The sequence below is a fragment of the Salinivibrio socompensis S35 genome, from assembly GCF_000513715.1.
GTDB lineage: Bacteria > Pseudomonadota > Gammaproteobacteria > Enterobacterales > Vibrionaceae > Salinivibrio > Salinivibrio socompensis.
The window spans coordinates 1-14972 of the sequence record NZ_AQOD01000142.1 but is presented as its reverse complement, the minus strand read 5'-3'; the positions used below and the strand labels follow the sequence as shown (position 1 = coordinate 14972).

The following is a 14972-nucleotide window of genomic DNA, read 5'->3' as shown; positions in this document are numbered from 1 at the left end:
TATTTCKTTTCTTATGAGTCATATAGATAGTGACCTGTTGATCCGTGATTCGTGTTCCCGGCACAGTGAACTCCCTCCGTTCTGCTGTACCGAACCTTATCAGACCAACCGGCCAAGATAATTGTCGCTAGACCGGCCACCGTAATTGTCGCTCAATAAATGTCCGACAGCTCATGGATCTCATCCAGTGATAACCCAATTTCTTTGCCACGTAGAATAAACATCACCTGGCTAATAGCGTCGTTAGCATAAAGGCGATATCCGCCGTCAGTACGCGCACTGGGGGCCAGTAGACCGGACTTTTCATAAAAGCGCAGTGTATCGGTTGATACCCCGCAATGTTTGGCAAGCTCACCAATTTGTAGCAACTTGGTCATACACTTTCCTATTGCTGTCCCCATTCACTATGATGCCCTTTGTAGCAAAGGCTGATAGGAATGGCCAGCACGGGTCATACTCAAATTTATCTGCCCATGTAAAAGAGACAAATGTGTTGCTAACAGCAAATAGCAATCGATTGCGCAAATAAAATCAGATAGAATAGCGCCGCTTTGGCAATTGGTGGTTTAATAAAGTTTACCGATGCGGTTATCCATGGTGGGCTTTGATAAGCATTCAATCTGTCAGTGAAGAGAGCTAAGCCATGGAAAATCTGCGTCCTATTCGTCGCGCGTTACTCAGCGTGTCTGATAAAACCGGTGTGGTCGAGTTTGCCCAAGCACTCGCCCAACGCGGTGTCGAACTGCTATCAACCGGCGGTACTGCCCGTTTACTCGCAGAAAACGGCCTTGCGGTCACCGAAGTCTCCGAGCATACCGGCTTCCCCGAAATGATGGATGGCCGCGTGAAAACCCTCCACCCGAAAATTCACGGCGGTATTTTGGGCCGTCGCGGTCAAGATGATGCAGTAATGCAAAGCCATCAGATCGCACCGATTGATATGGTGGTGGTTAATCTCTATCCGTTCGCACAAACCGTCGCTAACCCAGACTGCACACGCGAGCAAGCCATCGAAAATATCGATATCGGCGGCCCAACCATGGTGCGTTCAGCGGCGAAAAACTACGCAGACGTCACCATTGTGGTGAACAGCCAAGACTATGATCGCGTGCTCACCGAGATGGATCAGCACCAGCAATCTCTAACACACACCACGCGCTTTGACTTAGCGATTGCCGCGTTTGAGCACACCGCGGCCTACGATGCCATGATTGCCAACTACTTCGGCACCCAAGTGCCTGCCTACCACCACGCAGAAGATAACCAAGACTCGCCGTTCCCGCGCACCCTGAACCCAGCATTGGGTGAAAAAACAAGATATGCGCTATGGCGAGAACAGCCACCAGGCAGGCGCCTTTTATACCGAAGCTATCCGCAAGAAGCCTCGGTGGCCACCGCCACACAGCTGCAGGGCAAGGCGTTATCTTATAACAATATCGCCGACACCGATGCCGCACTAGAGTGTGTAAAAGAGTTCGAACAACCTGCCTGCGTGATTGTCAAACACGCCAACCCTTGTGGCGTTGCGATTGGTGAAGACTTACTCAGCGCCTATCAGCGCGCTTATCAAACCGATCCTACCTCCGCATTTGGTGGCATTATCGCTTTAATCGTGAATTGGACGGCGACACCGCCCAAGCCATTGTCGAGCGTCAATTTGTTGAAGTGATCATTGCCCCGCAAGTCAGTGAGACCGCCAAAGCCGCAGTCGCCGCTAAGAAAAACGTCCGTCTACTGGAGTGTGGTCAATGGCAAACTCGCACCACGGGTTGGGACAGCAAGCGAGTGAACGGTGGTTTGTTGGTGCAAGCACGTGACCAAGGTATGGTTAGCTTGGACGATTTACGCATTGTCACTGAGCGCCAGCCCACAGACAAAGAGCTGAACGATGCGCTATTTTGCTGGAAAGTGGCAAAATACGTGAAATCAAACGCGATTGTGTATGCCAAAGACAGCATGACCATCGGCGTGGGTGCAGGCCAAATGAGCCGCGTCTACTCGGCGAAAATAGCCGGTATTAAAGCCGCAGACGAGAACCTCGAAGTGGCCGGCAGCGTGATGGCCTCTGACGCTTTCTTCCCTTTCCGTGACGGCATTGATGCCGCGGCAGACGCCGGGATCACCTGTGTGATCCAACCGGGTGGTTCGATGCGTGATGAAGAAGTGATTGCAGCCGCCAACGAGCACGGTATGGCGATGGTCTTTACCGGTATGCGTCATTTCCGCCACTAAGCAGGCGATGAAGGAGAAAACATGAAGGTATTAGTAATTGGCGGCGGTGGTCGCGAGCATGCCTTGGCGTGGAAAACCGCTCAGTCACCGAAAGTCGACACCGTTTACTGCGCACCGGGCAATGCAGGCACCGCGCATGAGGCGAAGTTGAGCAACATTGCCATCGCTGCCGATGACGTCGAGGGGTTGCTGGCCTTTGCGCGTGAGCAACAGATAAGTTTGACCATTGTCGGCCCAGAGGCGCCACTGGTCTTGGGCGTGGTCGATGCCTTCCGTGAGCACGACCTTCCCATCTTTGGCCCCACACAGGCCGCCGCGCAGCTTGAGGGCTCGAAAGCCTTCAGCAAAGACTTTTTGGCCCGCCACAGCATTCCCACCGCCGACTACCAAACCTTTGCCGAGGTTGACCCGGCCCTAGCGTACATCGCCGAGAAAGGGGCGCCGATTGTGGTCAAAGCCGATGGGCTCGCCGCTGGAAAAGGGGTGATTGTGGCGATGACAGAGCAAGAAGCGACCGACGCAGTGCGCGATATGTTGTCGGGTAATGCATTTGGTGAAGCGGGCCACCGGGTGGTGATTGAAGAATTCCTGCAAGGCGAAGAAGCGAGCTTTATCGTCATGGTGGACGGTGAGCATGTGCTACCCATGGCCACCAGCCAAGATCACAAACGTGTCGGTGAAGGCGATACTGGCCTCAATACCGGCGGGATGGGGGCTTATTCTCCTGCCCCAGTCGTGACCGATGCTATCCACCAGCGCGTGATGGATGAAGTCATTATGCCCACGGTGAATGGGATGCATGCGGATGGTGCACCCTATACCGGCTTTTTGTACGCAGGACTCATGATCAGCGCCGATGGCACGCCTAAAGTCATCGAGTTTAACTGCCGTTTTGGCGATCCAGAAACCCAGCCCATCATGATGCGTTTACAATCTGACTTAGTTGATCTCTGCCTCGCGGGTACCGAGGGACGCCTGAATACCGTCGATTCTCAATGGGATCCACGTGCCGCCGTCGGCGTGGTTTTAGCCGCAGGCGGTTATCCAGGTGAGTATCGTAAAGGGGATCGAATCACGGGTTTACCCTCAGAGGACGATAGGGCCAAAGTATTTCATGCCGGTACTGCGCTCAATAACGGCGATATTGTCACATCTGGCGGACGTGTACTCTGTGCAACGGCACTGGGAGAGACGGTAACCGCTGCCAAACAAGGCGCTGACGCCCTCGCTGCCATTATCCACTGGCCTGGGTGTTTTTATCGCAGTGACATCGCCCACCGCGCGGTATCACGCGAACAAAGAGAGTCATCGACCTAATATAACGGCAGTTCCTGCCCGTAAAGTAGGTTGCTCACACACAAATGCGCTCTCAAGGCGCATTTTTTATTTCATCGAGCTTCTATCCATTGAGCGGCTATTCATCAAGCAGGCGTGGGCGCTGCAAACAGGCTTTTTCATTGTCAACATACACAAGAAAGTCGACGTTATCGCGTAGAATGCCTGAATCGCCACCTGCAACCACAAAGGTTCCGGGCTGACTTATCTGAGAGATGACGCTGGGATCAATCGTGTCAGAAAAGCTCCAACGTAGGGTATCACCACCACAGTCGATCCATCGGTCACCTTGGCGCAGCGCTTGCCATACTGACACATCACGTGACAGTTGCGCCTGTGCTTGCCGCTGTATTTGATTGGCGTCTTGATAGAGGCGGGTCAGTGTCGCGCTGCTCAAGGGGAGCCGGGTCTCATCTTGCTGATAGCGCTGAAAAACAGGCTCACCACTGGCATCAAATCGTACGTGGATAGAGAACGGGACTAACGCTGCGCCTACCGTTGTGTGCCCTCCCGTTTAATCGCACGCAAACTGCCATCTCGCCAAGCATATTCGCTACGATAGCTACCGTAATCGCCCTGCCACGCCTGTTCGGCCAAGCCGATCACCTGGCCCTGCTGACTATCTAACCAGTAAACAGCGCGATAGTCGCCGGCAGAAACGGCGGTCATATACGTGACTGGTTTAGGAGGCTGACCGCTCGAGCACCCAACTAATGTGGCAATCAACACCACTATCCAGAATTTAGAACGCATCGCGAGTCCACATACAAAAACGCCATAGCGAGAAGGCTATGGCGACATGAGCAGTAACGCTTACTTAACCGCGTCTTTTAACGCTTTACCCGCGACAAACGCAGGTACGTTTGCTGCCGCAATTTGAATTTCTTGACCCGTTTGTGGGTTGCGACCGGTGCGTGCTGCACGGTGGTTCAATTTAAACGTACCGAAGCCAATCAGTTGTACCTGCTCGCCTTCTTTCAAAGCGCCTTCAATACCGCCTAAAGTCGCTTCCAAAGCGGTTTTCGCTTGTGCTTTTGAAAGTTCTGCTTTTTCTGCGATCAGGTCGATCAGTTGGGTCTTGTTCATTATGTCTTCCCTTCTAGGTTTTTTAGAGACGAAGTCACTCTAATTCAAAAGAAGCCCGGCTGGCAAAGGTTTGTGGCGCTCTGTGTGGCTGTATGGAGGCTCTTTAACCACAAACTGAGCGCGATCTCATCAATTTGTTGCGTTTTTTCTCAGTTGAAAGGTTGTAAACGCCCGCCAATGGCCTGATCTTTAGGGTGTTGATAGACTTTTAACTTCGGAAATCTATGCTCATTCTGATCCTTTTTATTTCGCTTTCGATTGGCGTTTCTTTTATCTGTTCGGTATTAGAAGCTATTTTGTTGAGCATCACACCGAGCTATATTGCCAACCTAAGGAACCAAAGCCACCCAGCCGCAGAGCGACTCAACGCGCTTAAAAAAGATATTGATCGGCCACTCGCATCCATTCTGACGCTGAATACCATTGCGCATACCGTTGGAGCCGCCGGTGCAGGCGCACAAGCTGCTCATGTATTTGGCGATGCTTGGGTCGGCGTTTTCTCCGCCGTACTTACGCTGGCGATTTTACTACTGTCAGAAATTATCCCTAAAACGATTGGCGCCAATTTCTGGCCCCAATTAGCGCCAGGAGCAGCGATTGTTCTAAAGTGGATGGTTTGGGCGTTAACGCCATTTGTTTGGCTGTCCGAACAAATCACTAAGCGCCTAAGTGCGGATACCACTCAGGTTAAACTGCGCGACGAAATTTCAGCGATGGCAATGCTGGCATCTGAAAGTGGCGAAATGGGCGAAGATGAAACGCAAATGCTCAATAATATGCTGAAGTTACGCGATCTGCCCGCCACGCAGCTAATGACGCCACGCCCGGTATTATTCCGTATTCCTGCCGACATGGATGTAAATACCTTTCTTGAAGAACACAGCGACTGCCCTTTCTCCCGCCCCCTCGTTTACGGAGAGCAGCGTGACGATATTTTAGGGTTTGTTCACAAATCCAATATCTATGAAGCCAAAACCGAGGGCGCAGGACAAACCCGGTTAGGAAACTTGATGCGCCCACTTGCGGTGATCTTACCCGGTAACACGGTTTTACAGGCCTTTGATATATTAATGATTCGCCGCGCCCAGTTAGCGATGATTGTCGACGAATACGGCACGGTGCAAGGGATAATTACGCTTGAAGATATTTTTGAGTACCTAACCGGAAGAGAAATCATCGACGAGGCGGACACCGTGACGGACATGCAACAACTGGCTTATCAGCGTTGGGATGCCTGGAAGAAGCAGCACAATATGATTGAAAGTCAAGATGATGACGAGCCACCGGTACAGCGACATACCGATGAGTCATAATCAGCAAAGGCGGCCCAGGCCGCCTTTTAATTTACTTTGGCTAACGCTTAGTCAGTTAACGCCTACTCAGCACGCAATCCTAGATTGCTCACACCCGCTTCGCGAAGCTCTTGCCGGATGCTTTTGAGCATTTCCACATCGCGGCTTTCCGCACTTTTAAGCACACGGAAGATTGCCCATTGGGCATCCCATTCCTCACACACCGTCTCAAATGACTTTTGATTATCATCAGTCACCGTCTCTCCGGTTTGTGCTTCTTCAAGCTGAGCGACACTGAGGACGGATTGCTGAGACACTTTCAATGTAATGGACAAGATTTCATCACGATCCAACAGGGCATGAAGGAGTTGGGATAATGCAACACAAGCATCAATCGCCGGATATGTCAGATAGATGGCATCATCATCGGCCACAGGGATCAATGGCTCGAGCTTTTCCAATTGGCGCTCAAAATCAATTTTGGCCGTTTTGACGGTTTGCGACTCCCATACCGCATCAAGAATATTACGAAACGCTTGCGGGTCGGCAAATTCTGTTTGAGCACAGAAAAGCGCATAGTTGGGTACCATACGCTCCACCAGCGCAGCCATAAAACTAATATGCTGCCAATTCTCACATTTTTCCAAACGCAGTTGTAAAGGGTTTCGTAACATAGCCAATTGATCTTTAATAGCGGGAAGGACAAATGCCCTCGTTAATGGGGGCAGTGTACTTGATTCCCCCCAGCATAAAAAGGAGCCTTTGTGGATAAAATTTACGTTATCAGCGAGCATGCCGAGACCTATCACCGGTTACTGCACAACGCTGCATTGCCAGCGCTCACCGTCGTGAATAAGCCCGAGCAAGCGACCATCTGGCTCGCCGATCCGCCACTGGCGGCTCCTCTTTTACCCCATTCCGATCAGCTACGCTGGTTACAATCAACTTTCGCCGGTGTCGACGCCCTTATTAACGCTCGTGAGCGACACTATCAGCTGACCAATGTCAGAGGTATTTTTGGCGCCTTGATGGCCGAGTATGTCTTCGGCTATTTGCTCAATGAAACGCGACATATTACTCAATATGCAGATCAGCAGGCGCAACGTCATTGGCAACCACACGACTATGCATCGCTGCGTGGAAGAACGCTGGCTATCCTCGGCAGTGGGGCCATTGGTCAGCATATTGCCACTGTGGCGCGCGCTTTTGGAATGAGAGTGCTTGGTACCAACCAAGATGGGCGTCCCGTTGATGGGTTTGAGCAGACACTGACGCTCACCGCGTTGCGTAATCAGCTAAGTGACGTCGATGTGTTAGTCAGCACACTGCCCGCCACGACCGAGACGGCGCAGTGCTTAAATACTGATTTTTGGCAATACGCACAAGATCTTTTCTTTATTAATGTAGGCCGCGGGGCAACGGTCGATGAGCCCGCACTCATAAAAGCCTTGGACGAGAAAAAACTGCGCGTCGCCGTACTGGATGTCATGCAGCAGGAGCCATTACCTCAAGCGCATCCTTTTTGGACGCACCCTCGCATTCACATTACCCCACATATTGCTGCCGTCAGTTTTCCTGAGCAGGTTTTTGATCTATTTGCGGATAATTATCGCCGCTGGTACGCAGGCGAACCTCTCTTTCACCAAGTTGATTTTAACAAAGGCTATTAAACAAACGCTCGCCAGACGGCGAGCGTGTTTTTCTAATCGTGATAAGGGCGCGAGAGCTCATGCACCGCATCAATAAAGACGCCAGCATTCTCAGGTGCACATCCAAATGAATGCCATGGCCGAGATTAAATACATGCCCTGTGCCTTCCCCAAACCCTTCTAGGATGGTGGCGACTTCTTGGCGAATTCGCTCTGGGCTGGCATATAACATAGACGGATCCATATTACCTTGCAGGGCAACTTTATCACCAATTCGCGCTTTGGCGTCCGCCATATTAATGGTCCAATCAAGCCCGACCCCGTCACAACCTGTGGCAGCAATATGCTCTAACCACATCCCCGCAATTTTGGTGAACAGGTCACAGGCACACGACGCCCGTCATGCTCTCGGATCAGACCGTCGACAATTTTCTGCATATACTGCAAAGAAAAGTCATTGTAGTCTCGTGGGGTTAACACGCCACCCCACGTATCAAAGACCATCACAGACTGTGCCCCTGCCTTGATCTGCGCATTCAAATAGCTGATCACGCTATCAGCCAGTTTATCGAGCAATGCATGCAGTGTTTGTGGCTCGGCATACATCATCTTTTTAATTTTGGTAAAGGCTTTCGAGGTGCCGCCTTCTACCATGTAAGTTGCCAGTGTCCATGGGCTGCCAGAAAAGCCAATCAAGGGCACGTCACCCGCTAATTCTTTGCGGATAGTACGCACCGCATTCATCACATACTGTAGCTCTCCCTCAGGATCTGGGATACCGATTTTATCGACATCCGCTTTACAGGTGATAGGGCGAGAAAACTTTGGCCCTTCTCCCGTCTCAAAGTACAGTCCTAATCCCATGGCATCAGGAATAGTGAGGATGTCTGAGAATAAGATGGCGGCATCTAAATCAAAACGACGCAATGGCTGCATCGTCACCTCACAGGCCAATTCAGCATTCTTACACAACGACAAAAAGTCACCCGCCTGCGCGCGTAACTCACGATATTCAGGAAGATAACGGCCTGCTTGGCGCATCATCCACACGGGCGTGCAATCTACCGGCTGCTTGTAAAGGGCGCGTAAATAACGATCGTTTTTCAATTCGGTCATTGTGTTAAAACCTGTGTGCCAAAAGTGGCCGTCATTGTATCACTGTAAAATGGCAACAAAAGCGAAGCTTTGTTAACAGGATCATAAAACGGCCACCCAACGACCATGAAGGATTGCTGATGATTTCACCTCATGGTAAAAACACGCTATAACAATAGGTCTACGAAAGACAACATGTTCGCATCTTACCCCGGCTCCCCTACGGCCGGGTTTTTTTATGATCGCGCCAAAGCACAACTGGCGTTGATTAAGCGACGTGCGATCGTCCCTTCCGGTGCCACTGGCGGTAATCGGTCCATATCAAACCATTGCGCGTCGGTGAGCTCCTCATAGTCAGGTTTTACATCCCCTCCGGCATAATCGGCGAGAAATCCCATCATCACATTAGAGGGAAACGCCCAAGGCTGACTTTCCATGTAACGAATATTTGTTACCGATAGGCCCGTTTCTTCTTTGACCTCTCGCGCCACACATTGCTCGAGCGTTTCGCCAGGCTCGACAAACCCCGCAATCACGGTATACATGCCCGTTTTATGACGAGGGTGTTGAGCAAGCAATAAACGCTTGCCATCGCGCACAGCAACAATCACACACGGCGATACACGTGGATAATCAAAACGGTGGCAGTGTTCACACCACATAGCAACCGCCTTTACATCAAACCCAGCACGCTGGCCACAGCGACCGCAAAAGGCTTGTTGCTGTCGCATCACATCGAGCTGTACCACGCGTCCAACCAGTGCAAATAGCGGCGCGGGGAGGAGGGCGAGCAGATCTCGCAGCCCGGCGAGTTCATCGACTGGCAGCATCGAGTTACAATTGAACAAACCAACCACCGGGACACCTTGGTAGTGTCCAACAACCAAGGTATCTGACGCCGAAAAAGAAAGACGCGACAAGGGCATACACGGTAATTGCGCGTTAGGCAGCCATAGTTTTCCTTCCACTATCGCGCATACATAGACCGCTTGTTGATTCTGAGACATGGTCACTTCCTTAGCCTTGCAGCTATACTTGAATACTGGCAATCTAGTTTTATAACGTGATGCAAAGGATTGAGCAGCCCGTTAATTTTCAGCCGGCCTTATTATAGTGCCATTCATTCGCTGATCGATCACGAGGACACCGATCATGCTGAGACAACTTGAACGTACCAAAGCCCAATGGAGCGGTTACGACGAGGTAATTGATTACTGCTTGAGCTACGCCGCCAATTATTGGTGGAATATTACAATGTCGCCGGCGTGGCCGCCAAAAAAAGCAATCGCTCCCAACCAAAGCGGAGCTCGATAACTTTTGTGACCACCTGGTCGACTATATCTCGACCGGCCACTTCAAGATCTACAACATGGTCATGGAGCATTGGCAGTCAACAGGCTTCTCAGCTACCAAAGAGACGGATAATTTGTATTATCGCATCGTCGATACGACGGAGCCTCTGTTGGACTTTAACGATAAATTCAGTGCGGTTGACTTAGACGACGAAGAGTATGACGCCACTGATTTCGATCAAGATATGTCCGCGATTGGTGAATGGCTTGAGCAACGTTTTGAGTTGGAAGACAGCTTAATTCGTTTAATTGCAGACAGTCTGGCTCATCCCCCAGGTGCTTAAGACGCATCACTTAGTATTAATGAAAACGCCACCTCGTTTGTCTTTTGAGGTGGCGTTTTTTATTGGGCGTCCTATCACGCGATAGCGTGCGCGAGTACACGATCTAAATGGCGCATAAAAACAAAAGGCACCTCGAAGAGATGCCTTTTTATGCGACTTAGCCTATCGCGCTAATTATCTAACTCGCTTAGCTGTCGTCGTTCAAGCCCGCATTAAGCAGCGCCGCTAGGTCTTGTGATGCTTGTTCTGCATCGACCTGAGGGGCGACTGGCTGCTCTGGCTCTGCACGCTTAGCTTGACGGTCTTTATGATACGCGAAGCCAGTACCGGCTGGGATCAGACGACCCACAATCACGTTTTCTTTCAGACCACGCAAGTCATCACGCTTACCTGCCACGGCTGCTTCTGTCAGCACACGCGTAGTTTCTTGGAACGAAGCCGCTGAGATAAATGACTCAGTCGCCAGCGAGGCTTTGGTGATACCCAAGAGATCACGACCAAACGTAGCTGGCTGCTTACCTTCCGCTTCAAGATCGCGGTTAGCAATCATGACGCGTGAGTATTCGACCTGCTCGCCTTCCAAGAAGGTAGTATCACCCGCAGACTTAATCGTCACCTTACGCAGCATCTGACGAACAATCGTCTCGATATGCTTATCGTTGATCTTAACACCTTGCAGACGGTAAACGTCTTGGACTTCGTTGGTGATATACTCCGCCACCGCATGGATACCACGCAGGCGTAGGATGTCGTGTGGTGATTCCGGACCATCTGCGATCACATCACCTTTCTCGACTTTCTCACCTTCGAAGACGTTGAGCTGACGCCATTTCGGAATCATCTCTTCGTACGCTTTACCTTCTTCTGGCGTAATGATCAGACGGCGCTTGCCTTTGGTTTCTTTACCGAAGGACACCGTACCAGTGATCTCTGCCAAAATTGCTGGCTCTTTAGGCTTACGCGCTTCAAACAGATCAGCAACACGAGGCAGACCACCGGTGATATCCTTGGTACCGCCGCTTTCTTGCGGGATACGCGCCAGGGTGTCACCAATGCCAACGCTCGCACCGTCGTCCAGTTGCACGATCGCTTTACCTGGCAAGAAATATTGTGCAGGGGTGTCTGTTCCCGGCACCATCACATCGTTACCCTGTGCATCAATCAGCTTAACCGCGGGACGCTTATCCTTACCCGATGATGGACGCTCGGCAGCATCCATCACGACAATCGATGACAGGCCCGTTAGCTCGTCAGTTTGACGTTGCATGGTCACGCCATCATCCATGTCGACAAAGCGAAGTTGACCTTCAACTTCTGTGATAATCGGCATGGTGTGTGGATCCCAGTTTGCGACGACATCTCCCGCACTAACGGTCTCGCCATCTTTCTTACCTAGAACCGCACCATAGGGCACCTTGTAATTTTCTTGAGTCCGGCCAAACTCATCAACAATGGTCATTTCTGTTGCCCGCGAGGTAATCACGAGCTTACCGTCGCTGTTGGTCACAGATTTGGCATTGTGCAGGTGCATCGAACCTTTGTTCTTCACCTGGATGTTGTTTTCTGCCGCTGCACGCGATGCTGCACCACCAATGTGGAAGGTACGCATGGTCAGCTGTGTACCCGGCTCACCGATAGACTGTGCGGCGATAACACCCACAGACTCACCGTGATTGACCAGATGGCCACGAGCCAAGTCACGACCATAGCAATTGGCACAACAACCAAAGTCGGTTTCACAGGTAACCACAGAGCGCACTTTCACTTTGTCGACCGAATGATGCTCAAGGATGTCACACCATTTTTCATCCAACAGGGTGTTGCGCGGAGCCAATACTTCTTCCGAGCCAGGCTTCAAGACATCTTCCGCCACAACACGGCCCAGAACACGCTCACGCAGGGCTTCTTTAACGTCACCGCCTTCGATCACCGCCATCATGTGAATACCACCGTCGGTACCACAATCCGTTTCGGTCACCACCACGTCTTGTGCGACATCAACCAGACGACGCGTCAGGTAACCTGAGTTCGCGGTCTTCAATGCCGTATCCGCCAGACCCTTACGGGCACCGTGCGTAGAAATAAAGTACTGAAGTACGTTCAGACCTTCACGGAAGTTCGCCGTGATTGGCGTTTCAATGATTGAGCCATCCGGCTTCGCCATCAAACCACGCATACCCGCCAGCTGACGGATCTGCGCTGGAGAACCACGTGCGCCCGAATCAGCCATCATGTAAACGCTATTAAATGACGTTTGCGTTTCTTCTTCGCCATCACGATTGATCACTGTCTCGGTAGACAGGTTATCCATCATCGCTTTCGCAACTTGCTCGTTCGCGGCAGCCCAGATATCGATGACTTTGTTGTAGCGCTCACCCGCTGTCACAAGACCTGACTGGAATTGTTCCTGTATCTCAGCAACTTCTGCCTCTGCAGATTTGACCAAGTCATATTTAGCTTGCGGGATGACCATATCATTGATGCCCACCGATGTACCTGACAAAGCAGAGTAAGCGAAGCCGGTATACATGATTTGGTCCGCGAAGATAACCGTATCTTTCAGACCCAGCTTACGATAACAGGTGTTGAGCAAGTTAGAGATTTGCTTTTTACCCAAAGTCTGATTAACCAAGTCATACGGCAAGCCTTCAGGGACGATTGACCACAACATTGCTCGGCCCACAGTGGTGTCTACTAAGGACACTTTTTCCGTGCGCGTACCCATCTCATCGATGTCGATTTGCTTGATACGTACTTTCACACGGCTGTGCAGTTCAGCATGACCAATACGATAGGCTTTTTCGGCTTCACCTGGGCCTGTCAGATACATGCCTTCGCCTCTACCGTTGATCTTCTCACGGGTCATATAATATAACCCCAGTACCACGTCCTGTGACGGTACAATGATAGGATCACCCGACGCTGGCGACAGAATGTTGTTAGTTGACATCATCAACGCACGCGCTTCCAGCTGGGCTTCCAGCGTTAGCGGTACGTGAACAGCCATTTGGTCACCATCGAAATCAGCGTTATAAGCCGCACACACTAATGGGTGTAGCTGGATCGCTTTACCTTCGATCAGTACCGGTTCAAACGCTTGGATACCCAAACGGTGAAGGGTTGGTGCACGGTTAAGCATGACGGGATGTTCGCGGATAACTTCATCCAAAATATCCCATACCACCGCTTCTTCGCGCTCAACCATCTTCTTAGCTGCTTTAATGGTGGTCGCCAAACCACGGGCCTCAAGCTTGCCATAAATAAACGGTTTGAACAGCTCGAGTGCCATTTTCTTTGGCAGGCCACACTGGTGCAAACGCAGGTATGGACCTACGGTAATCACCGAACGGCCAGAGTAGTCAACACGTTTACCCAGCAGGTTTTGACGAAAACGACCCTGCTTACCTTTGATCATGTCTGCCAGTGATTTCAGCGGACGCTTGTTTGAGCCGGTGATCGCACGACCACGACGACCGTTATCCAGCATGGCATCGACAGACTCTTGCAGCATACGCTTTTCGTTACGCACAATAATATCTGGCGCAGCGAGATCGAGTAGGCGTTTCAAGCGGTTGTTGCGGTTGATCACACGGCGATACAGATCATTGAGATCCGAGGTCGCAAAACGACCGCCATCCAACGGGACCAATGGACGCAGATCGGGCGGCAACACAGGCAGCACGGTCAAAATCATCCACTCAGGGTTATTCCCTGATTGCAAGAACGATTCTACCAACTTAAGACGCTTATTTAGCTTCTTACGCTTGGTTTCAGAGTTGGTCTCTTCGAGTTGCTCACGCATTTGCTCTGTCTCAACCGACAGATCCATGTTCGCTAGCAGTGCTTTGACCGCTTCTGCGCCCATGCGCGCGTCAAATTCATCGCCCCACTCTTCCAGTGCATCTAAATATTGCTCTTCAGACATCATCTGACCGCGCTCTAGGCTGGTCATGCCTGGCTCAATCACAATATACGACTCAAAGTAAAGCACACGTTCGATGTCACGCAGTGGCATGTCCATCAACAAGCCAATGCGCGATGGCAGCGACTTCAGGAACCAAATGTGGGCAACAGGAGAAGCAAGCTCAATATGACCCATACGCTCTCGGCGTACTTTAGTCTGAGTTACTTCAACGCCACATTTTTCACAAATGACGCCGCGGTGCTTGAGGCGCTTATACTTACCGCAAAGACATTCATAGTCTTTGACCGGGCCAAAGATACGTGCACAGAACAAACCGTCACGCTCAGGCTTAAAGGTACGGTAATTGATGGTTTCTGGCTTTTTCACTTCACCAAACGACCATGAACGAATCATGTCCGGTGAGGCAAGACCGATTTTGATCGAGTCAAATTCTTCAGTCTTGTGCTGTGCTTTCAGAAACTTAAGTAAGTCTTTCACAATCGGCTCCTGTGAGGAGTTGACCCATAAAGGCGCTGACAGGCAGCGCCTTCATATCCTTACCGGAGAGAGTAGCGCGAGGCTTACTCGTCTTCCAGCTCGATGTTGATACCCAACGAGCGGATTTCTTTCAGCAATACGTTGAAAGATTCCGGCATGCCCGGCTCCATACGATGATCGCCATCTACGATATTTTTGTACATCTTAGTACGACCATTAACGTCATCCGACTTCACGGTGAGCAT

At 51.0% G+C, this 14972-nt stretch carries 9 protein-coding genes and 5 pseudogenes; 5 read left to right on the top strand and 9 right to left on the bottom strand.

The genetic code is table 11. From position 1 onward, the window contains the following. Nucleotides 1-158: 158 nt before the first annotated feature. Nucleotides 159-368 (bottom strand): annotated as a pseudogene (locus tag DZ54_RS22150) (MerR family DNA-binding transcriptional regulator); the annotation flags it as partial. Nucleotides 369-643: 275 nt separating this feature from the next. Between DZ54_RS22150 and purH the strand changes: the two are divergent. Continuing rightward, nucleotides 644-2232, top strand: a pseudogene (purH, locus tag DZ54_RS27575) (bifunctional phosphoribosylaminoimidazolecarboxamide formyltransferase/IMP cyclohydrolase). Nucleotides 2233-2253: 21 nt separating this feature from the next. After that, nucleotides 2254-3549, top strand: coding sequence for a phosphoribosylamine--glycine ligase (gene purD, locus DZ54_RS0114605; protein WP_025674879.1), 1296 nt, complete (start codon nucleotides 2254-2256; stop codon nucleotides 3547-3549). A gap of 97 nt (nucleotides 3550-3646) precedes the next feature. Here the strand turns inward: purD and DZ54_RS0114600 are convergent. The 3 genes and pseudogenes from DZ54_RS0114600 to hupA all read right to left on the bottom strand — a co-directional run. Further along, nucleotides 3647-4042, bottom strand: a pseudogene (locus DZ54_RS0114600) (DUF1481 domain-containing protein); the annotation flags it as partial. A 17-nt stretch (nucleotides 4043-4059) separates the two neighbouring features. Beyond that, complete coding sequence (locus tag DZ54_RS24945) at nucleotides 4060-4320, bottom strand: hypothetical protein (protein WP_025674875.1); 261 nt, start codon at nucleotides 4318-4320, stop codon at nucleotides 4060-4062. Nucleotides 4321-4380: 60 nt separating this feature from the next. Further along, nucleotides 4381-4653 (bottom strand): nucleoid-associated protein HU-alpha, encoded by a 273-nt coding sequence (gene hupA / locus DZ54_RS0114590; RefSeq protein ID WP_021024119.1) that lies wholly within the window; start codon nucleotides 4651-4653, stop codon nucleotides 4381-4383. Between the two features lie 224 nt (nucleotides 4654-4877). Here hupA and DZ54_RS0114585 point away from each other — a divergent pair, with 224 nt between their 5' ends. Then, the gene (locus tag DZ54_RS0114585; protein WP_025674872.1) at nucleotides 4878-5966 is read left to right on the top strand and encodes a CNNM domain-containing protein; all 1089 of its coding nucleotides are present in this window, start codon (nucleotides 4878-4880) and stop codon (nucleotides 5964-5966) included. A 62-nt stretch (nucleotides 5967-6028) separates the two neighbouring features. Here DZ54_RS0114585 and DZ54_RS0114580 read toward each other — a convergent pair whose 3' ends face one another. Continuing rightward, nucleotides 6029-6619 (bottom strand): YjaG family protein, encoded by a 591-nt coding sequence (locus DZ54_RS0114580; RefSeq protein ID WP_025674871.1) that lies wholly within the window; start codon nucleotides 6617-6619, stop codon nucleotides 6029-6031. A gap of 90 nt (nucleotides 6620-6709) precedes the next feature. On the opposite strand from DZ54_RS0114580, the gene DZ54_RS0114575 reads away from it, so the two are divergent. Next, complete coding sequence (locus DZ54_RS0114575) at nucleotides 6710-7615, top strand: D-2-hydroxyacid dehydrogenase (RefSeq protein ID WP_025674869.1); 906 nt, start codon at nucleotides 6710-6712, stop codon at nucleotides 7613-7615. A gap of 32 nt (nucleotides 7616-7647) precedes the next feature. Here DZ54_RS0114575 and hemE read toward each other — a convergent pair. Beyond that, nucleotides 7648-8710, bottom strand: a pseudogene (hemE, locus tag DZ54_RS22140) (uroporphyrinogen decarboxylase). 215 nt (nucleotides 8711-8925) lie between these two features. Further along, on the bottom strand, nucleotides 8926-9696 hold the full coding sequence (nudC, locus tag DZ54_RS0114560) for an NAD(+) diphosphatase (RefSeq protein WP_025674867.1): 771 nt from the start codon (nucleotides 9694-9696) through the stop codon (nucleotides 8926-8928). Nucleotides 9697-9841: 145 nt separating this feature from the next. Here nudC and rsd point away from each other — a divergent pair. Then, nucleotides 9842-10325: pseudogene (rsd, locus tag DZ54_RS26285) on the top strand (sigma D regulator). Between the two features lie 187 nt (nucleotides 10326-10512). Here the strand turns inward: rsd and rpoC are convergent. Beyond that, nucleotides 10513-14727: a DNA-directed RNA polymerase subunit beta' gene (rpoC, locus tag DZ54_RS0114550; RefSeq protein ID WP_025674865.1), complete on the bottom strand. Its 4215-nt coding sequence runs from the start codon at nucleotides 14725-14727 to the stop codon at nucleotides 10513-10515. Nucleotides 14728-14810: 83 nt separating this feature from the next. Further along, nucleotides 14811-14972: DNA-directed RNA polymerase subunit beta (locus DZ54_RS27570; RefSeq protein WP_081721678.1), on the bottom strand; the 162-nt coding region annotated here is incomplete at its 5' end.